Below are 23,914 nucleotides of genomic sequence, written 5' to 3'. Positions count from 1 at the left end.
AAGTTAAATATAAATTTTCTTTCATACATTTTTTCTTTTCATGTGTAACATGGATATAAGACAAAAATATAATGAAGGAACTACATAAATTAATTACGAAGGACATCTTTGATTGCTTGTCGGAAGAGGATGCCGGGAGGTTACGAGAGTTGCGTGCCGAGCTGCATATTGATGATGAGGCGTACAGGCAAATGAAAAAGATGATCACCAGCCGGGAGGTTCACGAACGGATCATGGAGGTAAGGAAAAAGCCGAGCCGAATGATAAAGATGATGCGTTACGCTGCCATTCTGATTTTACCCGTGGCTATTGCTGTCTATATCTTCATAAGTCAAGGAAATGTAATAAAGCCGGAAATAGTGGTGCAAAATCAAGTCGAAGAAAAATTACCTGTTCCGGTTCGTAAACAGGCTATGCTGGTTCTAGAAGACGGTTCTGTTCTGCAGCTTCAGAGAGTGGAGGGTAAAAAAGAGGTTACCTCGAATGCCATCACAAATGGAAATGAGCTTGTTTATTCGAAGAAAGATTCTTCAGCGAATAACGTGGTGGTCGAGTATAATACCGTGGTGGTTCCGAAGGGTGGAGAGTATCACGTGATGTTGGCTGACGGAACAAAAGTTTGGTTTAATGAAGAGACTCGATTGAGATTTCCCGTGGATTTTGTTGGTGATAGCCGTGAAGTGTTTTTGAGCGAGGGCGAAATTTATCTGGAAGTGGCGAGAGATGAGAAACACCCTTTTATCGTACACACGGAGAATGGAGATATACAAGTGCTAGGGACGGAGTTTAACGTGAAGTGTCTGCCGGATAAAAAGGTGGCAACGACTTTGGTGAAGGGTAGCGTGCAAGTGAAAAGGAAGGATGCGGAAGTTGTGTTAAAACCCAATCAACATGCAGTTGTGGGTAACGTGATGAACGTGATCACGGTGACCGAGGTGGATGTAGAAGAAATTATTTGCTGGAAAGATAACATGTTCTTTTTCCGGGACGTGGAATTGGAGAAAATTCTGGATCAATTGGCGGAATGGTATGGCTTTACGGTATTCTACGAGAATGCGGATGTAAAGCAGGAGAAGTTTTTTGTTCGAGTGGATAAATATGCTGAGGTCGGTAAGATCTTGGATGTGATTTCTGATGTTGGTGATGTTAAATTTAAAATTAGTGGAAAAGTAGTAACTGTATATAAATAGGAAAAGCGAGTGCTACCAACACTCGCTGCATCCCATGCCTAAAATGGCATAAGTGTTAAATTCTAATTTACAAATGTATGAAAAAAATGTTTGATTCTTGGGGAAGTCATGTTAAAAAAATTCCCCTTCAAGGGTTGTTATGTCTTTTTATTTTGTGTTTGAGTTTGCCTCTTCACGCTCAGAATGAAGAAGGTAAAATAAACATTAACGTGAAGGATGCCAGCGTGAAGGAGGTCTTGGAGGTGTTGAAGAAGTATAACTATCGTTTGGTGTATTCCACTGCCGTTATTGATGCCTGCAAGAAGAAAATAACCTTGGATATGAAGAAGGTTACTCCTTCGCAGGTATTGGATGAAATTTTTAAAGAAACGAATCTGGTTTACAAAATCGAGGGAAATCTGATCACGATTAAGGAGGTGAAAAAGGATGAGTTGCTTGTAGCTCAAGGGGTAGTTAAGGATGAGAATGGGGAGCCGATTCCGGGAGTATCCGTGTTGATCAAGGGAACGGTGACGGGAACGGCAACGGATAATAAGGGGAATTTCTCGTTAAAAGTGAACAAGAATAGTGCGTTGATTTTTTCTTTTCTTGGTATGGAAACGAAAACAGTTTTTGTCGAATCTGAAAAACCTATCCAAGTGGTGATGAGGGAGATGAATAATGAGATGGACGAAGTTGTTGTGACTGGTTATCAAATAATCAAAAAGAGAGAATCTACGTCGTCTATTGTATCATTGAAAGCAGAAGATATTATAGAACCGGTTGGGACTTCATTGGATCAGATGTTACAAGGGAAGGTCCCGGGGATGTCTGTGATGCAAATGACTTCAACCGTGGGTGCTGCTCCGAAGATTCGTATTCGCGGTTCTTCGACAATTATTGGTAATCGGGAACCGGTATGGGTGTTAGATGGTGTAGTATTGCAGGATCCGGTTCCATTAGATGCAACCGAGTTGAATAGTATGGATCGTGTAAATTTGATCGGTAATGCTATTTCCGGCTTGAATCCGGAGGATATTGAGCGTATAGATGTGTTGAAAGATGCTTCTTCTACTGCCTTGTATGGAACTAAAGCTGCTAATGGAGTAATCGTGATTACCACGAAACGCGGTAAAAGAGGGACACCGTCAATTCGTTATAGTACTTCTATGAGTTTTATTGGAAGACCTTGTTATGATGATTTATTTTTAATGAATTCTCGTGAGAGAATAGAAGTTTCTGAAGAAATCTACAAGAGAGGTTTACAATTTGTGGGATTCTCTCCCACAAACGCAGGGTTTGAAGGGGCTTTATATCAATTATATAATGGAATGATTGATCAAAAGCAGTTTAATCAGGAAGTGCAGGAAATGAAAGAAATAAATACAGATTGGTTTGATTTGTTATTTCGTAATTCGTTTAGTCAGCAACACACATTTTCTTTGTCAGGGGCTAATGATCGGGTTGACTATTATTTTTCTGCTGGGTATGCTAATCAGCAGGGATCTTCTTTAAAGGAGAATTCAGAGAGATTCAGTTTTATGTCGAATTTGGGATTTAAGATATCGGATAAGTTTCGAGCAGCAGTAATGTTAGGTGCTAGTGTGTCTACAACGAATCGTCCTACGGTGGATTTGTTCGAGTATGCTTATAATACATCACGGGTAATTCCGGCGTATAATGCTGATGGAAGCTGGTTCTTTTATGATTATTCTGCGGGAGTTATGGACGGCCCTACTTTAACTATTCCATTGGTATATAATGTATTTAACGAATTGCATTATTCGGGATCAAAGAATAAGATCAAAAGTATCAACACGAATATAAATTTAGATTATAAGTTTACTTCTTGGTTATCAGCTTCTGCTGTGTTGTCTTATAATTCTAGCGCTTCAGAGAGTGAAATGTGGTATGATGAACGTACGTATAAAGTTGCTACTTATCGAAAATTGCCCTATGGTTTTGACCGGAAACAATTGACTAATTTGTCTAACTATATGAATAATGTTTGTGAATTACCGTTCGGAGGAATATTGAACTCAAGTTTTAATGGAGGAGATTCTTTCACAGCTCGTGTTTCTTTCAATATTAATAAATCGTTTAATGAGGTACATAGCTTGAGTTTATTGGGTGGTCTAGATTTACAATCTCAAAAATCGACGGGAATCAGTGAAGAGATTTGGGGATATTTGCCAGAGCGTGGAAAAAATTTCGTGTCTTTGGATAAATTGGATGAATGGCCCAATGCTGCAAGAAGAATGTTGCAGATGAAACCGACAATTATAGATGCGACGAATAATAGTATTGCTTATTATGCTTCATTTTCCTATGCTTATAAAGGGAAATATGTGATGAGTGCTAATATTCGTGGAGAAGGTTCAAATAAATTAGGAGAACAAGCTCGTTTTTTACCAATATGGTCGTTTTCTGGACGTTGGAATGTGACAGATGAGAATTTTATGGATCCACTCTTAAATGTGCTTTCGGATTTGGCTATTCGGGCTTCTTATGGTATTCAAGCGAATGTGACAGAAGCACATAATCCTAATATGATAATTTCTGTGGGGTCATTGGATTCAAAATCGGAAGAGTATTATGCAACTCTTAATTCACTACCTAATGAAGGCTTGAAGTGGGAGAAAACTAATTCTTTCAATATCGGGGTTGATTTTGATTTGTTTAAAGGAAAACTTTCCGGTTCTTTTGAATATTTTCATAAAAAGAGTAAGGACCAATTACTGCCTTTGCAGGTAACAAGTACTAACGGGGAAAAAATGGTGACAATTAATGGAGGAGATTTGACGAATAAAGGATGGGATTTATCGTTAGCGTTGACCCCGATTAAGACAGAAGATTTTGAATGGCGTGTATCATTTAACACGAGTAAGGTGTATAATGAAGTTTCTACGACAGCCGAGCAAAGTGTAACTTATGAGCAATATCTTAACGGTTCTTTAGTGAGGGATGGATATGCTTTAAATACATTCTATTCTTATCGTTTTGGAGGTTTGGATAATAAAGGAATTCCAATATTTTTAGGGTTGGAGGATCATGATGAGGAAGGGAATGTTATCATTACGAATCAGGAAGAAGCTTTGAGATCGGCTTTGGTATGTAGTGGAAAACGGGAGCCGGATTTATCCGGAGGATTAAGTATGGGATTTCAGTATAAGAATTTCAGTATTAATTCAACGTTCTCTTTTCAGTTTGGAAGTAAAATTCGTTTGAATGAGTTGTATCAAGGAGATGATTTTAAATTACCTTATCCTGGTCAAAATATGAGTTCAGATTTCGTGAAGCGTTGGAGAAAGCCAGGTGATGAGAAATATACGAATATTCCAGCATTGACAGATGAGTTATATACTGTACGGGGGGTATACACGGGCGGTGAAAATCCGATAAATAAGACAGATATTATGAACAATGTGTCTTCTAATTATTGGCAAATGTACAATAATGCTGATATGCGAGTTGTTTCGGGGAATTTTTTGCGTTGTAATTCTATCTCCTTATCCTATTCTTTTAATAGTGATTTCGTGAAAAAGTTGTACTTGAAATCTTTGTCGTTGAGTTTGGGCGTAAGTAATCCTTTTGTTATCAAAGCGAAGGGGCTGCAAGGACGTGACCCGGAGCAGTTGACTCTAGGGTCAGGTACGATCCCTCCTCAACAGACTTATTCGTTTTCTATGAATGTAACATTTTAATTGAGAAGAGATGAAACAGATTATTTATATGATTTCTTTATTTTTATTATTCGTTTCTTGTAGTGATTTTTTAGATTATAAGGATAAAGACAAGGTGATTCCGGATGAATTAGACCATTATAGTGAATTGGTGTTAGGGGAATTGGTTCAAAAATCAGTTGGGGCGACTGGATATAATCTTTGGTATATGAGTGATGACATGGGTACGTTCATTCCTTCATGGATTGGTAGTACAACTAAAGATGATCGAATTTCTAACAAAAGTTATTATACATGGGCAAAAGAGTGTCAAATAACACCGGAAGGGGATGAAAGAATAGACCCAGCCTGGGAATACTTTTATCATAAAATATTGATGTGTAATATTATTGAAAAGGAAGTGGGTGAATTTGAGGCTGATGTTGACAATGTGAAATTCCGATTGTTAGGAGAAGTGCAGGCTCTCCGAGCCATGTCTTATTGGTATTTGGTAAATATGTATGGGGAACCGTATCGTGATGCTGAACAAGCAAAAACTGCCATGGGGATTCCGATCAATAAGGAAACAAGTATAAAAGATAAGTTATATACTAGAGCTTCCTTGCAGGAAGTATATGATTTAATGGAAAATGATTTGGAAAGTGCTTTGAGAAACTTAGAGGATGGTGAGCAGAAAAATTCTATTTTTCATCCGAATAAAGATGTCGTTCGCTTGTTCCTGTCTCGTATTTATTTGGAAGAAAAAAGATATGATGATGTAATAATTGTGTGTAATGAGGCTTTGAAAGAGACAAATCGGACGCTTATTTCATTAAATGAAATGTTGGGTTATTCTAGTGATACTAAACCTATGTTAAATAAGGATAATAATAGTATACTTTTTTCTTGGCTAAATAAAGAGGCGCATCCCACATCATCATCAAACACATCGATGGGTACGTACTGTCCGTCAGAGGATTTAATCGCATTGTTTGCTAGTAATGATGTTCGTAATTATAGGGATGTCCTTGTTGACTATTGGAATAGTTGTAGGATTGTCAAATTTAATGTAAATTACTCTGGTTGCTGGAATACAAATTATCGCATAGAAGAATTTTATTTTAATCGTGCAGAGGCTAATATCAAGCAGGGAGAATGGGGGTTGGGAATGAAAGATGTGAATGAGGTGTATAGTAAACGTATTGAAGGTGGGAATGGTTACCTAGAAGCGAAAAATGCTGAGGATGCATGGATCCTTTTTCAGGAAGAAAAAAGACGGGAATTTTGTTTTGAAGATATAAGATGGTTTGATATTCGGCGTTGGGGATTAGCTGTTGAGCATAAATATTATGATTTTAGCGTAGACCGAAATTTTGTAACTTATGTTTTGGATGCTAATAGCCCTAATTATGTGCTACCCCTTCCGTTAGACGTTCAACGCCGTAATTTTGAGATAGAGCAACCGGTTCGAGTTGAGAGCAAAACCAAATAAAGGAGATTATTATGAAAAAGATTATAATGTTTGTATTATCGGGATTGTTATTTATCGGATGTTACGAAAATGAAACGATTCATGCTGATTACATGGAGTATGGAAGAATTTACGATACGACTTCTACTGACCCAGTTTTGAAATATATTTCTCAATACTATTATAAGTTCGGAAAGTTGTTGATAGTCGATCCTGATACAGCCGATTATATTTTTAATTTTCAATCCAAATACGATGTACATATTGTGCCTCCTAAACAGGAAGGAAATCATATTGAGAGAGGATTGGAACTTTTGAAAGAGTTATTTTTGAATGGATATAGCGATCAGGTAAAGCAGGAATTATTTCCTTATGCACTTATTATGGCAGATACCATTGAAAATACGTTTAAAGATGAATACGTAAACATATATACCGCAGATCGCTATATTGCTTTTCTGGTGAATGATCAAATATTGGATAGAACGGAAAAAGGAAAAGAGGAACTTTCCAGAGAATGGAATAATACTTTTCTGAATTATAGTATGGATAAAGTAGGTTGGGTTGTTCCGGAAGAGTTTTATCTTTATTCAGAAACTGAATATGGTAATAAGGAAAATTGGTGGATTCCTATAGAGGGAGCTACTGAGAAAGATACAGCAGATATAAATATCGTTTGGGAAAGAGGTTACCCTACTGGAAATTGGACTTATTATTATGATGATACTTGGACGAATAAAATATGGGGATATGCGGTATCTTCAAGCCGAACGGGATATTTGGAAAAATTCTTTGAATTTTTGTTTACGACACCTCAAGAAACGATAAATAAGGCTGTTGCAGACCATGAAAAATTAAGGAAAGCACATGATGTTCTAGATCAGGCATTGAAAGATGATTTCGGGATTGATTATAGAACCATGGTTTATAAAGCAAAGAATTAGTTATAGAAAGAATGTGAAAATAATTTAGGTATAAGTTATGAAAAGATTATTTTATGTGTTTGTTTTACTGTGTTTTACTTTAAATTTTGCGAGCGCTTCTGATGAGTTGTGGGGAAAGAGGAAAAAAAAGAAGGATACATCTGAAAAAGTTGAATCTAGGGATTCTACCTCAAAAACATCTTCCGAGAGTGCATACGAGAAGTTTATGAAAGAAGCTACGGTGAAAAAGGGAATGTTCAATGTAATCAAGAAAAAGGATAAAATTTATTTGGAGATTCCGAAAAAATTGATGAACCGGGATTATTTAATTAGTTCTCGTGTTTCCTCCACGAGTCGCACGTGGCAGATTGATCCGGGAACGATTAATCGTACACCATTATTAATTACGTTCTCTTGTGATGAGAATAAGGTGTATATCCATTTCCCTCATTTGGATTACGTGTGCAAAGAGTCGTCGGAAATGTACGAGGCTTACAAGAGACACAGTAACCCGCCGATCTGGAAAGCGTTTAAAATCGAGGTGATGTCAAAAGATTCTTCCAATTGTGTGATTGATGCCACCCCGTTGTTCTTGTCTTCGATTGCTGAGTTTTCTCCATTCCCGGATCTTCCGGCTGAAGTTCGTATGATAGTCCCGTTTGGAGGTTCTTTTCAGAGTGATCGTTCCAAGATTGAGGAGTTCAAGGCTTTCGAAGATAATATTATCGTGAAGAGTATGATGACTTACACGACGGATAAAGAAGGTCCTTTGACCACGATAGAGGCTCGTAACATTATTATTTTGCCGGAGACCCCGATGGTTCCCCGTTATGCGGACGAACGGATTGGCTTTTTTGAAGAGTCTCGTAAATTATTTGACGAACATCATGATCGTTTGCAACAATACGGGATTATCAATCGGTGGGATTTGCAGCCTAAAGATATGGATAAGTATCTGGCTGGAGAGTTAGTAGAACCTGTGAAACCGATTGTTTGGTACGTGGACCCCGCAATTCCCGAGAAGTGGAGAAAATACGTGAAGTTGGGTATTGCTGACTGGAATATCGCTTTTGAGGCTATTGGTTTTAAGAATGCCATTGTCGTGAAAGATTACCCGGTGGATGATCCGAATTTTGATCCGGATGATATTCATTATAATTGCTATCGATTTGTGACTTCGGCAAAGGAGAATTCAATGGGACCGTCGTGGATTGATCCCCGTTCGGGAGAAATTTTGTGTGGAGACGTGATTTCGTGGTACGGTGTGGTGACTTTGCTGAACAAGTGGAGAATGATCCAGACCGGGGCGGTAGATCCTTCCGTGCGTTGTCCCGTGATGACGGACGAGAATATGGGAGAAGCCATGCGTTACGTGGCGGCTCACGAGATCGGTCATACGTTAGGGTTAATGCATAATTTTGGAGCATCAGCGGCTTACCCGGTTGAGAAGTTGAGAGACCCGGAGTTTACTCAAAAGTACGGGACTACCCCGTCGATCATGGATTACGCTCGGTTTAACTACGTGGCACAGCCCGGAGATTTAGAGAAAGGTGTAAAGTTGACACCTCCTTTAATTGGCGAGTATGATAAATTTGCTATTAAATACGGTTATCAGGTACTCCCGAACGTGAAGAGTGCGGATGATGAGAAAGAAATTTTGCGGGGATGGGTGAGAGAACAGATAGGAAATAAGATGTGTTTTTACGGGAAACAGGTGTTTCAATTTAATTTTGACCCTCGTTCCATGGCAGAGGATTTAGGGGATGATGTGGTGAAAGCAAATACTTATGGTCTTAAAAATTTGAAGTACGTGGCAGCTAATTTCGTGGATTGGATAGCTGTAAATGACGAGGGATATGCTGCGGTGGAAAGTACTTATAAAGAGATTATCGCTCAGTTTGTCCGGTTTATGGATCACGCGATGGTGAGTGTTGGGGGAATGTATATTAACCCGAAATATTACGGTGATCCGGAGCCTCTTTACGAGTATGTTCCTAAAGCGAAACAGGTTGCAGCCTTGAAGTTCGTGCTGAAGAATTTGAACGAGTTGCAGGACTGGATTATTAATGATAAGGTTACCGCTATTATCGGACCTACGGCCAAGCATTACGTGGCTCAAACGCAATTCTTCAACGAGTTGTTGACAAAAGAAATGTTAGGTCGTTTGCAAATAAACGAGGTGGACGGAAAGAATGTATTTACGTTGGATGAGTACATGGGAATTATTTTTGACGAGATGTTTACCAAGAAAACCGGAAATTTGAAGCTGGCGGATATGGCATTTCAGAATTCTTTCGTGGAGAACTTGACCGGTTACATGGATAAAGGAGAGTTCAAGAGTGCGGGGAGGCATTCGTTGAGAGAATGGACGAACGAGACTACTTGTAGTTGTCATGCTTATTGCGAGTCTCGTCATAGTTTTGATGCCGTGGATCCTCTAGGTGAAATCGTGTTATCCCCGAGAATTGACAAGTCAAATAAGCGTCCGATCGTGATGAAGTATTTGCGAAAAACATACAACACGGCTAAAAGTCGGATGAATACAGGAAATGAAAAAACACGTGAACATTATCGATTATTAGTGTTAAAATTGAATTATTTATTCGATTAATTAATTTATAGAGATTTGTGTTTTTTTATCCCCGGGAGAGAGAAGGCTCCCGGGGATTCTTGTGTAATGGCTATGATAGCTAGTTTGTTATATGTTTGAATGAATTATGTTTGATGAGGGGGCAAACGTATTGTTAAAGAAAAATTGTGAATTTCTCCTAGAATCTTGAAACAAAATACACGTTTGTTTCGTATAACGGATTAAGTATATTTTTTTAATTTGAAGATATAATATATCTTTGTATCCATTTTAAATATAATTAGTTGTGTGCTAGAAGTGAAACATAATATCGTGTAAGTTAATGGGTATGACAGACGAGAAGAAAATTATTTTTTCCATGATGGGGGTGAGTAAAACGATACCACCTCAAAGAAAGATTATAAAGGATATTTATCTTTCCTTTTTTTACGGGGCAAAAATCGGAGTGATCGGTTTGAACGGTTCTGGAAAATCGACGTTATTGAAAATTATTGCCGGGTTGGACCCGAATTACGAGGGTAAGGTGATCTGGTCGAAAGAACATTCTATCGGCTATTTGCCTCAGGAACCTCAGTTGGATGATTCCAAGACCGTGAAAGAGGTCGTGCAGGAAGGTGTTCAGGGGGTGATGGATTTGTTGAAAGAGTACGAGGAGGTGAACATGAAGTTTGCCGAACCGATGAGTGATGAGGAGATGGATAAGTTAATGACTCGTCAGGGGGAATTGACGGAATTGATCGAGCATCACGGCGGATGGGAGATTGACCAGAAGTTGGAGAGGGCGATGGATGCCTTGCGTTGCCCGGAACCGGACGCGGAAGTGAAGTTCCTTTCCGGGGGAGAACGTCGTCGGGTGGCCTTGTGTCGCTTGTTGTTGCAGGAACCGGATATTTTGTTGCTGGATGAGCCGACGAACCATTTGGATGCCGAGTCGGTGGAATGGTTGGAACAACACTTGCATCAATATCCCGGTACGGTGATTTGCGTGACGCATGATCGTTACTTCTTGGATAACGTGGCCGGTTGGATACTGGAACTAGACCGGGGTGAGGGAATTCCATGGGAAGGAAATTATTCTTCTTGGTTAGAGCAGAAGGCAAAACGATTGGAACAGGAGGAAAAACAGGCCAGCAAACGCCGGAAGACGCTGGAACGGGAGCTGGAATGGGTACGTATGGCTCCTAAGGCTCGTCAGGCAAAGAGTAAGGCCCGTTTGAAGGCTTATGACCGGATGATGGATGAGGACGTGAAGGAGAAAGAAGAAAAGCTTGAAATATTTATTCCGAACGGTCCTCGTTTGGGAAACAAGGTGATCGAGGCCGAGCATGTGGCGAAGGCTTTCGGGGATAAGGTGTTGTTCGATGATCTTGAATTTAAGTTACCTCCGGCCGGAATTGTCGGGGTGATCGGCCCTAACGGTGCGGGAAAGACTACTTTGTTCCGTTTAATTATGGGCGTGGAGCAACCGGATAAGGGGACATTTGAAGTTGGGCCGACCGTGAAGATTGCGTATATAGATCAACAGCATAAAGCAATAGACCCGGAGAAGACGGTTTATCAGGTGATTTCCGGGGGAAGTGATTTGATAAACTTGGGGGGACGGGAAGTGAATGCCCGGGCTTATGTTTCCAAATTTAATTTCTCCGGGACGGATCAGGAAAAGAAATGCGGGGTGTTGTCCGGAGGGGAGCGTAATCGTCTGCATTTGGCATTGGCATTGAAAGAGGATGCTAACGTGTTGTTGCTGGACGAGCCGACCAATGATATTGACGTGAACACGTTGCGGGCGTTGGAAGAGGGATTGGAAAACTTTGCGGGGTGTGCCGTGGTTGTGTCACATGACCGTTGGTTCTTGGATCGTATTGCCACTCATATTCTAGCTTTCGAGGGTGATTCCAAAGTGGTATATTTCGAGGGAAGTTATTCCGAATACGAGGAAAATAAGAGAAAACGTTTGGGAGATGTTACCCCGAAACGTATACGTTATAAAAAATTAATCGGTTAAGATTATAAAGACGTGCCTAAGAAAAAAGAAAAAAAGATTGTAGATACCGGTTTCGTGCCGGGCATCTACAATTATTGCGACAGATGGTGTGAACGTTGTCCATTGCAGCTTCGTTGTATGAGTTACATGATGGGGAAGAAATTGAAGGAACGGACGAAAGTGAACTTGGGAGAGGAAATGCCGGATGATGACGAGTCGGCGTTAGCCCGTCTGAAAAATATTTTTGATTCTACTTTTGACGTGTTGCGAGAGTTGGCGGAGGAAAGAGGTATGGGGATAGAGGATATTTATTCCTCGGAGAAGGTGGATCGGGGATTCTGGGGGGAGGATTACGAGGATTTGGAAGATGAGGATGAAGAGGCGGTCAGGCAGATAGAACAGGAAGATCTTGTGAAATGTGACCGGATTTATAAGACTCTGGCCGAGAAGTGTCAAGAGAGTATTTATCAATGGTTTGACGAGGCCAAGATAAAAGAAGGTGATGCTCCCAGAACGAAAGAGGTCGGGGATGCGTTGTTGGAGGTAAATTGGTATCTGGATTTGATTCACTCCAAGATTAGGAGGGCGTTGTACGGGTATTATATCTATTCGGATAAGATTAATGCCACGCAGGAAGAGGATGATTATAATGGATCGGCGAAGGTAGCCTTGTTGGCTGTCGAGATTTCTCAAAATGCGTGGATGGTTTTGAGGGAGCGTTTGTCAAGTTTTGAACCGAATATATCTCACTTGATCGTGGTTTTGGAACAATTGGGATTGGAGATCGACCACTTTTTTCCGAAGGCTCGTTATTTCAAGAGACCCGGATTTGATTGTTAATATAAAAATGTGATAGAGGGTTGGCGATAGGCTTTGAATACCGTTTTTCTTGTAAAATCTTCTGTATAAGGGAAGAATTTGAAAAACGGTATACTTGAGGGAAAAGTGGTCATCTGGTTGTGAGATGATGCGTTTTTCTAATCGTTGAGTAGGAAAAATATCTATATTGTTGTTCGTGTGATTATGAAAAAAAATATATATTTGTGACCAAATAAACGAACGATTCTTAATATTATAAATCCAATAATTCTTCTTTCTTCATCATTCTTACTTAGTCATTCATACACATGCTTTTGTGACTAGGTGAACTTCTGTGGCTTTTTGTTTTTACCTTTCTTTTTGGACTATCAAAAATCGTTGGTTTAATGATAGCGTGTAAACTATAAAAAGAAAGGTATATATGTCTGTGTACAAATTATTTATAATTGTGTTGTGTTGCGTGAGTGTTTGGGGATGCGCTTCGAGTAAAAAAGTCGTCTATTTGCAGGATGTAAAGGTAGATGGCCGGATTAAGGCGGCATGTGAGTATCGGACCGTGATTCATGTGGACGATTTATTGTCAATTATCGTGTCGTGTGATGACATTGAGGCTGCCTTGCCGTTTAATACTCCGATGATTGGTTTGGGGAAAGAGGTCACGTCGGGTAATCAACAAGGGGCATCTGGTTATCTGGTAGATAAAGAGGGGTATGTTGATTTTCCTGTATTGGGTAAATTGCAGGTGGACGGTATCTCTCGTAATGAATTGGCAGACCTGTTGAAGGAGAAGTTGTCCGGTTATTTGAAGAACCCGATTGTGACGATTCAATTCCTGAATTTTAAGGTGACGGTTTTGGGAGAGGTGCGCAATCCCGGAAGTTACAAGGTAAATAGCGAGCGTATTTCGATTCTTGATGCCTTGGGAATGGCGGGTGATTTACAGATTAATGCCAAGAGAAAGAATGTTCTGGTGATGAGAGAAGACGGGAACGAGAAAGTCTTTTCTCGTGTCGATCTAACTTCGAGTGAGTTGTTACATTCCCCGTTTTTCTATTTGCAGCAAAATGACGTGGTGTATGTTGAACCGAGTCGTGGACGTATCGTGGGAGGTAACGCGGGAACTTTCCTGCCTTATATATTATCAAGTGTATCCACTTTCGTGGCCGTGTTGGCTTTAATAATAAGATGATAGCCGGAAGAGCTGGTTGCAACTATTTATGAATCTATAAAGTAACAATTTTATGAACGAGAATGTCAGTAGAGAAATACAGTCTGATCAGGAAGATGTCATTGACTTGGGTAAGTTGTTTTATAAGATTCTAGTCCGGTGGCGTTGGTTTATCATCTCGGTGCCGCTGTGTCTGGCGGCGGCACTATTTTATTGTTTAATCAGTACGCCGGTGTATGATATTCACGGGAAGGTGATGATTAGTGACACGAAAAAGGGTGAGTTGGGAACGAACGTGATGATGAAGGAGTTGGGGTTGTTCCGGGCGGGGGATGTGTACGTGGAGAATGAAATGGTGGAATTGCAGTCGAAGAATTTGATGCGGGAGGTGGTTCGGGATTTGGAGTTAAATATACGTTATACTCAAGAATGTTTCTTCCGGGGACATGAGTTGTACAACGAGTCTCCCGTGAAGATACTGGTTGATCATCCGGAGTGCATAAAAGATACTTGCCTGTACGTTCTTTTACAAGCAAATGACGAGATTATCGTGACGGATCCGAAAGGGGACGTGATCCGGCAAGGACATTTTTCGGAGAGTATTCCTATGGGGGATTACTGTATCTCTGTGGAAAAGAATGAGAGATATGCGGGGAGTGAATTACAGAAAGTTCGGATCAATTTGGATTCATACGAAACTGCCACGAAGGCTTTTTATAAAAGTTTGAGCATCACGCCACTAGAAAAGAATACAAATGCCGTGCGGATTGCGCTGAAAGACCCGGTTCCGGGACGAGGTGTCGAGTTGATACACGCTTTGGTGGATCGCTATAACCAGAACGGGGTGACGGATAAACAACAGGTTTCGGCCAAGACGGTGGAGTTTATTAATGCTCGCTTGCAGGTAATAAACGGGGAATTGGGAACGATAGAGAATGATGCCGAACGTTTTAAGCGCACGAATAAGCTGACGGATCTGACTTCTGATGCGGCTTTTGCCATGGAAAGGAAAAAGTTGGCCGGAACGGAATTACTAAAGGCTCAAACGGAGTTGGACGTGGTGCGAAGTATTCGATTGCTGACGGAAAAGAACGAGGGTGGGGAGTTCTCGTTGCTACCGGAGAATATGGGGTTGACGGACGACGGGTTGAATAACGCTCTTTCCCGTTATAACGAAATGATATTACGACGCGAGAAATTATTGTTGAGTGCCCGGGAGAATAACCCGATCGTGACGGGGTTGGATATACAGTTGCGAGGGGTGAAGAGTAGTATCCGGGAGGCCATCGGAAACGTGGAAAAGGGATTGATTATAAAAATCAAAGGGTTGGAACGGGAAAGTCTTTCGGTGGACGAACGATTGACTTCAGTACCCACGCAGGAGAAACAATACCGGGCAATAGCCCGCCAGCAGGAGTTGAAGGAGAATTTGTTTCTTTTTCTGATGCAAAAGCGGGAAGAGGCGGAAATTGCGAAATTGGTTTATGTGCCGACAGCGAAGATTATCGAAGATCCGGATGCGGGAGAGGGGCCTGTAAGCCCGAAGAAATCGTTGATTTTGTTGTTGGGGTGTATGTTGGGCGTATGTATACCCGTGGGGATTATTCTGGGAATGGATATGTTGGATTCGAAAGTAAGGAGTGCTGAAGATATTGAACGGGTGGTTCGTTTGCCTTTGCTGGGAACCTTCCCGGAGGTAGAAAATGGGAAAGTGAAGATTGGGGAGGAGGATTTTATGCAGTCGGAGTCAATGCACTTGATCCGGGAAAAGTTGAGTTATATTCTTAAACAGCAAAAGTCCCCGGTGATTATGGTGACTTCTACCATTCCCGGAGAAGGAAAATCTATGGTTGCAACTCATCTGGCCAACGCATATGCCAAGGCAGGAAGGCGGGTGATTGTTGTCGGGTGTGACTTGCGGAATCCCAGTCTGCATAATTTTTTGGACCGGGATCACCGGGAAGGGGTGTCGGCTTATCTGGCAGGATTGTGTGATGATCCGGAATCGTTGATCTGCCGGATCAGCGATGAGTTGTATGTAATGTTTGGAGGTGTTGTGCCACCTAATCCGGTGCAGTTGGTTGCCGGTCCCCGGATGCGGGAGTTATTGGAATATCTGAAAGACAATTATTCTTGTATTATTCTGGATACACCCCCTCTGGGAGTATTGGCAGAAGGCTTTACGTTGAGTAAGCTGGCGGATGCCTGTGTTTACGTGGTGAGGGCTAATGTGCTGAGAAAGGAATCGTTAAGACTTTTATCCGAGCTGGAAAAAGATAAGCGTCTACCGGATTTAGGGGTTGTTCTCAACGGGGTAAAGGTTGAATCGGGCGGGTACGGGTACGGTTATGTATACGGCTATCAATACGGTTATGGTTACAGGAATAAGAATCGTAAAACTTCTTGATCATGTTGTTTTTTAATAGACGTAAACGATATTTTTTCGAGTATGAAAATGATATACATGCTCATGTTTTACCCGGTTTGGATGATGGGGTGAAGACGATGGATGAGGCCGTGATGATCGTGAAACGGATGGAACAAGTGGGATTGAGACGATTGACGTGTACGCCCCACGTGGCTTACCCGGCTATGATAAATACACCGAGAGATGTGGAGAGTATGTTGTTCGTGTTGAAGTCCCGCTTGCGGGAAGAGGGGGTGCGTGTAGAGGTGGATTCCGGGGCGGAATACCGGATGGGGGAGTTTATGCTGGAGTTGTTGGAAAGGGGAGAAATCATGGCATCGAACCGGGGAGAAGTGTTGGTTGAGCATAGTTTTGTCGGGCCGTCTAATTACGTGGATGATATATTATTTGGCTTACAGGGACGGGGATTTTGTCCTGTGCTGGCGCATCCGGAACGGTATCCGTTTTACGCGAAGGATATTGTCCGGTATTGTGAGCGGTTTAAAGAAAAAGGTGGAAAGGTGCAGGTGAATATACTTTCATTTGCAGGATTCTATGGCAAAGAGGCTATGATGGGAGCCCGAAAATTGTGTGATGCCGCTTTGGCCGATTATTATGCCGGGGATATCCATTGCTTGCAGCAAGAGATATTGATGGAAAAATATATAGGAGGAGCGTGGTAATTCTTTTTAGAATTGCTTTTTTTGAATGTTTTTTACGCTCCTCCGTTTCTTTTATTTGAATAGTTTATCCAAGCCTTTCAAGAGGTTATTTTTTAATTCTTTACCGGCTTCTTTTTCTATTTTCTTCAATGCTTTAGATAAATCGGGGGTAATCGTCGGTTTATCCAGAGTACCACCAAGTTTGACATCAACGTCCAGTGATTGAATGTTGTTGGCTCCGGGGATGGCTTTCAACACTTTGTCAATGTCTTTCCCGAAGTATTTCCGGGCAATGTTCATGGACATCGTGTAATCCATTTTGCCATCAACGGTTTGGCTGCCGGAGAAGGTGGTCGGGTTACCCGCGATATTCGTGGTAAACGGTTCCACGATAATATTTCCTTGTTCAATCTTGAAGTCTATTTTCAAGTTGGAAATGCTTAAACGGCTTAACTCGTCATTTTTCAACAGATTGGCCAGTTGGGTCATGGCCGGATTATCGTTCAGGACAAATCCCTTGGTTGAGAGGCTACCACCACCATTGGCCGTTGTCATGATCGGGCTCATTTCTTTGTCCAGATCCGAGCTGAATTTCATGGCAGCGGATATTTTACCGTTGCAGTTCATGGCAATCGGCAGGCTCTGTTTGATGAACGAGAAGGCATTATATGCCGAGTGAATGTCAATGTCGGTAATCCGTAAATTCAAGTCCACGGAAGGCTTGACGGGGTTTGCCGTGTTGTAGGCCCCGTTCATGATCAGGTTCCCGTTCAGCATATCCATGCTCAGATTCTTTAGCGTGGCGATACCACCGGATGTTTCGATGTTTCCTTTGACGGAGTTTATCACGAGGCTATCGAACAAAATTTCTTTGATGTTCGTGCCGAAGGCCAGTTCTATGTTTTTCGGAATAGCCAGTACACTTGATGTTTCTTCTGCCGGGGCCGAACTTTGTGTTGTTACAGCCTGTGTCGTGTCGGTCTCGGAGGTCGTTATGTTTGCCATGAATTCATTCAAGTCGATTTTGTTGGAATTCAGGGTAAAGTTACCTTTTAAGGTCTGGTCCTTGAACACGTAGGGCAGGTAGTTGGCAAGGTAACCGGCCAAGGCGAAGTCTGAAGAGTTGATTTTTACTTTCAAGTCTTTCAAGTTCAGCCGGGCGGGTGTGATGGTTACCTCTCCGGACGGAACGGAAATTCCGGCAGGGAAGTCCGCGTTCTTGAACAACACGTTTTGCAGGGCAATCTTACCGTTTGCCGTGAACTTTTCGTATTGTTCTTTCTCTATATATTGGTACTTCCCGTCAAAGGAGAGATCGGTTGTTAAGATACCGTTTAACGTGATGTCTTTTAACGGTAAGGCTTTTTTCAAACTCTCGAAGTTGATAACGCCTTTCATGCCGCCCTTTAATGTCGGGTCATCCGGATTGACCACAAGCAGGTTCATGCTGAACGGGTTGTTGGCAACCGTGAAGGTCAAAGTACTTAAATCTGCCTTGGTTTGCGCGACGGTTCCGCCGGGGTTGGTTACTGCCAGTTTCAGATTGATTTTTTCAACCGATTCGGGAAGGTCCGGGTACTTCAGATTCGCGTTCAGGATGTTGAAACGCAGGTCAAAAGCGGGAAGATGATTCTCGTAATATTCCCCTTTCGCGGATAGGCTGAGTTGGAATTCTCCGGAAGTTTTGACCCCCTCGATTTCTTTCTGGAAATCTTTGGGAATTAGCGCTAACAGGCTTTCGAATTTCGTGTCGGGTGCGTTCAGATTCAAGTCCATCGTGTATTTGTCGTCATCAATATCAATGTTTCCGGTTAAATCCAGTTTCAAGTCATTCAATGACATATCATTTTTCTTGATGTTGAATTGGAGTTCTTTCAAGTTGGCACCGATTTCGGCTTGCCAGTTGAAATCAGTGTTGTTTACCCACACACTCTTACCTTGACGCAAATATATGTTTTTGAGTTCCAATAACACGTTTAGTATGGTATTGGTCTCGGAAAAATTTCCTTGTAAAGCCATATTCACGGCATCAACCCGGGCAAACGTCAGTGCTTGTTCGTCTTGGTAGTTTAACATCAGGTTGCGCACTTCGATGTTGTTGAAAGCGATGGCAGTTTCCGAAGCGGATTCTTCCGTGGTTTCCACGGGAGTTTCTTCTGTTTTCACCTCTGTCGTGTCGGAAGGAACCATGATGTCCCAGTTGGCTTTTCCTTCGGCATTGACTTTGGGCATAAAATCACAATCTTTTAATAAAATGTTATTGATTATGATTTCTTTACCGGAAATTAAGGAACGTAAATTTACGGATGCCTCGAAAAGAGGAATATTGATTAAAGTGTCCCGTGTGTTCGTTTCTTCCTTGGAAATGACCACGTTATCCAAGGATACGCTTAGGTTCGGGAAGTTTTTGAACATGCTCAGATGTACGTCCCCGATAGCTAGTTCGGCTTGGATGTATTTTGAGGATTTTTCCTCGATTAATCGTAGGATGTCACTTTTGAAAAAGACGGGTATAACCATCAGTGTGACAATAATTAGCACGATAATAATTGCTAGTGTTATAAATACTTTTTTCATACGCTATAAGTTATGTGTGTTGTTTGCGTTGTAAATGACAGTGTTGTAAATTATTTACGACAAGCTATCATGTATTACTCTATACAAAGTTATACAAAATTATTTGAAGTAAGGTTTTATTTTTTTGAGTTTAAATAATGGTAAAACTTTTTGGGATTCCAAGGTAGAATAGTCAATCTTACCGAATTTTCGTTTGGCGTTGAAGATGAGTTGAACATCTTCGTACACTAGATAGGGGTGATGTAAAACGCTTTTAAAACTCATGGTGTCCAGTTCCTTTTTTCGGATTAGCGCGGGATTCACGGAGAAATGGGGAAGTAATGAATCTATGTTCAGGTATTGAAATTTAATTTCTTTGAGCTGACGGGTGGCGTGAAAACCGCCCAGTTGTTCCCGGTAACGCAGGATTTTGTTGGCGTAGTACGGACCAATGTCCCGGATACTGACCAATGCCGTGCTGTCGGCAGAATTGAGTTCGATTACAAGAGGTTTTGGGGAGACGGTTTGTGTCGTATCAGAAAGTCGGGAATAGGGAATCAGGAAGACCGGGTATTCATTCTTGTGAATGGTTCGTGGTAGCACGAATAATGCCATAGTAAGAATGCCCAATGTTATGATTCCTTTTTTCTCCGATTTTCTGATAAACATGGTTGTGATATTAGCTGTATAAACTCCATCACAAGTTACGAATGTTTTACTAAATAATTACTATATTGATTTGATTATTTTACGTGAATTATCCGGTTGCTTTTGATGTCATTAAATGCTTTTGGGAGCATGTTAAATACAGGGGATGTTTCAATGCTTCTGCCTTTTGCTTGCATTCGCCGTGTTCCGGAAATGAGGGCTAGGGCCTCTGCCAGTAAGGGTTCGTTTTCATCGCCAAGTTGGATGCCGTTGAAAAGATCCTCTTTAACCTCGTGTTGAGGTGTCATGCCTTCCAAGGAGTTGGGATACCCGTCGATATTGGTGAATCGGGAGCATACCGGAAATATTAACCAGTTGGCCAGTTCTTTATCTGCCACTAATTTCCCATTTTCTTCATATTGCGGGGAGAAAGCGTACATGGTGACGTATTTTCCGTAAGTCTTCGTTCCCACGAGTTCGACATCCATAAATGCTTTAAGGCAGGCAATCGTGTACTCGGAGGCTGAAACAGTCTCGCCAGAGGTTAAGATATATACTTTCTGGGAAGGTAAATCCAGATTGCAATTGGTTTCCACGAAAAACCTGTTAAGTAAGTTTTCGTATTGGGAGTCACTTTCAAATATTTCTTGGCAGGGCGAATTCCATGTTTCTTTGGAGAGAAGTGTACCTACCACGGCTTTTTCTTTGGGAACAATCGCGCTGCATAGGAATGTGGAGGCGTCATCGTCGCCTCCGTGATTGTACCTGAGGTCGAGTACAAGATCGGTAATCCCGGCTTCCTTAAATTCGTTGAAGGCTTTTACAATACTGGTGTTGAATGTTTTCGTGAAATTGGTGTACATGAGGTAGCCGATTTTGTGGTTTCCCCGTTCGAAGAGTTTGGCTATAAGAACGGGGTCTGCATCCATTTTCCGGGAAGTGATGGTGACGGTCTTTCCCGAAGGAGCTATGGCATCCCCTTCTTGTTTTCCCATTCCCAAGTGGAGGGTCCCGGGATTGGTAAGTTTGCTGAGGTCGCTTTCTGTAAAGCTTTGCGAGTTCAATTCTACGATAATGTCTCCTCGTTTCAGTTTTTCGGCAGCCGGAGAACCGGGATAAACGTATTGGACGATGGCAAAACATTTGTCACTGTCCTTGAATCGCCCGTAAGCAAGCCCGTAGCCATAAGTTTCCCCTGTTCCAGCCATTTCTTCCAGAAGTCCGTTGGCATCATCAGTGATCAGGGACCATTTGTCTTTGGAGGAAAGGAGGACCTTGAAATATTCTTTCGGGTCTTTTTTTGATTCCGGTTTAATGTTCGGTATTTCGTCATACCACAAGTAGAATGTAGATAAATTGCTCTGAATGAATTGATTCATCCGTGTGGCTAATTCATCGTCTTCCGAGTGATTGTTATCTTTCTCACAGGAAACTAAAAGAGATAGCACAAGGAATAAAGAAAATAGAATTTTTGATGTATTCATGAATGATTTTTTTGTGATTGTTTGGTAAAATAAGTAAAATATATCGACAATTCCTATCTTTTGTCCGAATTTATGGCGAGGAAACGGGAGACTCAATTAAATCATAATGAAGTTTTTACTCTTTTCATGAAAAAAATGCGTGAAAAAAAATCGAAATAAATTTGTGAGAGAAACAAAAAGATATACCTTTGCAACCGCAATTGAGAAACACAATTGAAGGATTCAGTAGCTCAGCCGGTAGAGCACAACACTTTTAATGTTGGGGTCCTGGGTTCGAGTCCCAGCTGGATCACGAAAAGAGACTAAATTGTTGATTTTTAGTCTCTTTTTTTTGTTGTAATACAGGTTTCGTGAGTGATACTTTTTTTGAAACACTATCAAATACTCGATAAAAATCTCACAAAAGGAACTATATTCCCCTCAACGCTTGCTTTTTCGAGTGCTGCCATGTATTCATCCCGCCTTTCCACCGGAATAATCAGCCAATCGTAACCACCCGAAGCCAACATGACATTCATTAAGAACCGCCCAATACGACCGTTTTCATCCATGAAGGGATGAATATAAGTAAACAGGAAATGACCTAATACGGCTCTTACACAAGCTTCCGGTTCTTCTTTGAGCAACTCAAATAAAGTGGTCATGGCGTCACGAAGTGCGCCCGGATTCAGAGGTATGTGCATCGAGTTACGAATATAGACCTGATGGGAACGATAACCGACAATATCAGACGGTTTGATAATGCCTGCCGTAACGCAGGGCATGAACATTTCGCTGTGCCATACCGATAAATCCCGTTCCGCCACATCCGCACTGTTACTACCTTTGAGAATATCAGATACGCTCTTTTTGACTTCCTGAAAAGCTTGCCAATAACCACGTGCGGCAAGAGCATTCTTTGAATCCATATCCTCTCCATCCGGCTTCCATGCACCGCTTTTTACTTTATTTATTAATTCATCGGTAACCCGATACCCCTCGATAGACAGGGAGTGATAAGCATCCAATTTGTATCGGGTTTCCATTCGCTCTAAAAATTCTTTGGCGGAAAGATTACTTTTAAGCCGGGTGAAATTAGCATTTACATCTTCTCTCATATTCTGCCACATCAAGCGCAAACGGACAGCGAATGGAGATTGCGACACATGAATTTCCATCACCTTTTCAAACGGGTCTTCTTCATAAATAGTATAACCCATACGCTTCATCGTTCCGGCAATTTCATCGGCTATGTCCATTCGCCCGATATTACGAAATGCACCAATCACTCTGCCTGCCCGCACTGTTTGCCCTGTATCTACCAATATCTTCAAAATATCCGAGCTATCATTAACCATTGCAAGGGCAGTCCTCATCGTTAGCGCATCATTGCGATACATGGTCGGCGTAGCTACAATAATAGCTTCCGCCAGTGTATAGAGGTTGAGATGATACGGATTGTTCGTATCAATCTTTGAGGGTAATGCTGCCCCTAAATTGAAAATAGAGGTCGGGGGAATTAACGGAACCATATAATCGTTGCCTTTAGGCGCTCTTATAAGAACTTGGTTAGGTATGGTGGTAGCACCTGTATATATCGACAATGATTGTTCGGCTGATAAACACCACTCCTTGCCGTAGCGTTCATTTGCATATCGGGTAATAAAATTCCAAAACGAAGCATACCATGCCGTACTGTCGCCCGGCATTGCTCTTGGGTCGGTAGCCACATACCAGCCCTTTATGATAGGTTTGAGAAAATGATTATCAACCAATCTTTTTATGTGTGTCCGGGATAAGTCACTACTTCTAATTATCGTAAAATCATTACCCTGTTGCACTTGTTTGAGCGCATCCAAGGAAGATGCTAATAGTTCTGCTATCGTTGCCATAGTCTTGATTCTTTTATGTATTACACGATTATTCTGTTTCTGTAAAACACGAACATGGTGATTTTGTATTACACGAATATTTTGCAAAAATAGTCAAATATACTTGGAAAACAAATAAATAGAAGTATAACAAAGTACAAAGACAGATTTAGGCTATAAAGTTTCTCTACAACAAAATAAAAAGTAGATGCAAGGATATATATGTATATATAGCTTGCATTTTGTGCCTAAGTTGAAAGATTAATAATCAAACACTTGTATAATTCAAAACGAATGCGGACTTTTGAACCCAAGATATATGGAGACAGACATCCGCCAAATGCGGATAGAAACCCTTAAAAAAGTCAGTATCCCAATCGTACCCCCTCTCACGGGGTGATGATAGATAATATATTGATATTTAGGATGGTGAACCGGATGGGTTAAAGACTCGGGCGGATCACCAGAAGCGATTACAAAAGTAGTCGCTTTTGCGTTGATAGGGATTGTTACAATGTTCA

At 41.3% G+C, this 23,914-nt stretch carries 14 protein-coding genes and 1 tRNA gene; 11 read left to right on the top strand and 4 right to left on the bottom strand.

Annotated elements, in window-relative coordinates:
- Positions 1-71 precede the first annotated feature (71 nt).
- The 10 genes from QVC79_RS04640 to QVC79_RS04595 all read left to right on the top strand — a co-directional run bounded on the left by QVC79_RS04640 (position 72) and on the right by QVC79_RS04595 (position 16,876).
- Positions 72-1,190 carry a FecR family protein gene (locus tag QVC79_RS04640; RefSeq protein WP_270593508.1) on the top strand — a complete coding sequence of 373 codons (1,119 nt, stop codon included), beginning with the start codon at positions 72-74 and terminating at the stop codon, positions 1,188-1,190.
- 77 nt (positions 1,191-1,267) lie between these two features.
- Positions 1,268-4,873 carry a SusC/RagA family TonB-linked outer membrane protein gene (locus QVC79_RS04635; protein WP_124316688.1) on the top strand — a complete coding sequence of 1,202 codons (3,606 nt, stop codon included), beginning with the start codon at positions 1,268-1,270 and terminating at the stop codon, positions 4,871-4,873.
- 10 nt (positions 4,874-4,883) lie between these two features.
- Complete coding sequence (locus tag QVC79_RS04630; RefSeq protein WP_124316689.1) at positions 4,884-6,323, top strand: RagB/SusD family nutrient uptake outer membrane protein; 1,440 nt, start codon at positions 4,884-4,886, stop codon at positions 6,321-6,323.
- A gap of 11 nt (positions 6,324-6,334) precedes the next feature.
- A complete protein-coding gene (locus QVC79_RS04625) occupies positions 6,335-7,246 on the top strand; it encodes a hypothetical protein (RefSeq protein WP_124316690.1) in 912 nt (303 codons plus the stop codon).
- Between the two features lie 37 nt (positions 7,247-7,283).
- Entirely contained in the window at positions 7,284-9,836 is a 2,553-nt protein-coding gene (locus tag QVC79_RS04620; RefSeq protein ID WP_124316691.1) for a zinc-dependent metalloprotease, read from the top strand.
- Between the two features lie 307 nt (positions 9,837-10,143).
- A complete protein-coding gene (ettA, locus tag QVC79_RS04615) occupies positions 10,144-11,820 on the top strand; it encodes an energy-dependent translational throttle protein EttA (RefSeq protein ID WP_124318254.1) in 1,677 nt (558 codons plus the stop codon).
- Between the two features lie 12 nt (positions 11,821-11,832).
- On the top strand, positions 11,833-12,639 hold the full coding sequence (locus QVC79_RS04610; protein WP_087422285.1) for a hypothetical protein: 807 nt from the start codon (positions 11,833-11,835) through the stop codon (positions 12,637-12,639).
- 400 nt (positions 12,640-13,039) lie between these two features.
- Positions 13,040-13,807: a polysaccharide biosynthesis/export family protein gene (locus tag QVC79_RS04605; RefSeq protein ID WP_124317430.1), complete on the top strand. Its 768-nt coding sequence runs from the start codon at positions 13,040-13,042 to the stop codon at positions 13,805-13,807.
- A 52-nt stretch (positions 13,808-13,859) separates the two neighbouring features.
- Positions 13,860-16,193 carry a GumC family protein gene (locus QVC79_RS04600; protein WP_270593510.1) on the top strand — a complete coding sequence of 778 codons (2,334 nt, stop codon included), beginning with the start codon at positions 13,860-13,862 and terminating at the stop codon, positions 16,191-16,193.
- 2 nt (positions 16,194-16,195) lie between these two features.
- Positions 16,196-16,876, top strand: coding sequence for a tyrosine-protein phosphatase (locus QVC79_RS04595; RefSeq protein ID WP_270593511.1), 681 nt, complete (start codon positions 16,196-16,198; stop codon positions 16,874-16,876).
- A 51-nt stretch (positions 16,877-16,927) separates the two neighbouring features.
- On the opposite strand, the gene QVC79_RS04590 is transcribed toward QVC79_RS04595, so the two are convergent.
- The 3 genes from QVC79_RS04590 to QVC79_RS04580 all read right to left on the bottom strand — a co-directional run bounded on the left by QVC79_RS04590 (position 16,928) and on the right by QVC79_RS04580 (position 21,543).
- Positions 16,928-19,432, bottom strand: coding sequence for an AsmA family protein (locus QVC79_RS04590; RefSeq protein WP_270593512.1), 2,505 nt, complete (start codon positions 19,430-19,432; stop codon positions 16,928-16,930).
- Positions 19,433-19,531: 99 nt separating this feature from the next.
- Positions 19,532-20,080: a ComEA family DNA-binding protein gene (locus QVC79_RS04585; protein WP_270593514.1), complete on the bottom strand. Its 549-nt coding sequence runs from the start codon at positions 20,078-20,080 to the stop codon at positions 19,532-19,534.
- Between the two features lie 74 nt (positions 20,081-20,154).
- On the bottom strand, positions 20,155-21,543 hold the full coding sequence (locus QVC79_RS04580; protein WP_270593516.1) for a S41 family peptidase: 1,389 nt from the start codon (positions 21,541-21,543) through the stop codon (positions 20,155-20,157).
- A 219-nt stretch (positions 21,544-21,762) separates the two neighbouring features.
- On the opposite strand from QVC79_RS04580, the gene QVC79_RS04575 reads away from it, so the two are divergent.
- Positions 21,763-21,835: transfer RNA gene (locus QVC79_RS04575), tRNA-Lys, on the top strand.
- 85 nt (positions 21,836-21,920) lie between these two features.
- Here the strand turns inward: QVC79_RS04575 and QVC79_RS04570 are convergent.
- Complete coding sequence (locus QVC79_RS04570) at positions 21,921-23,414, bottom strand: Fic family protein (RefSeq protein ID WP_270593517.1); 1,494 nt, start codon at positions 23,412-23,414, stop codon at positions 21,921-21,923.
- Positions 23,415-23,914 lie beyond the last annotated feature (500 nt).

Source organism: Butyricimonas sp. (assembly GCF_019423355.1).
Taxonomy (GTDB): domain Bacteria; phylum Bacteroidota; class Bacteroidia; order Bacteroidales; family Marinifilaceae; genus Butyricimonas; species Butyricimonas faecihominis.
The sequence above is the reverse complement of the archived record's forward strand: the minus strand, read 5'-3'. Positions and strand labels throughout refer to the sequence as shown.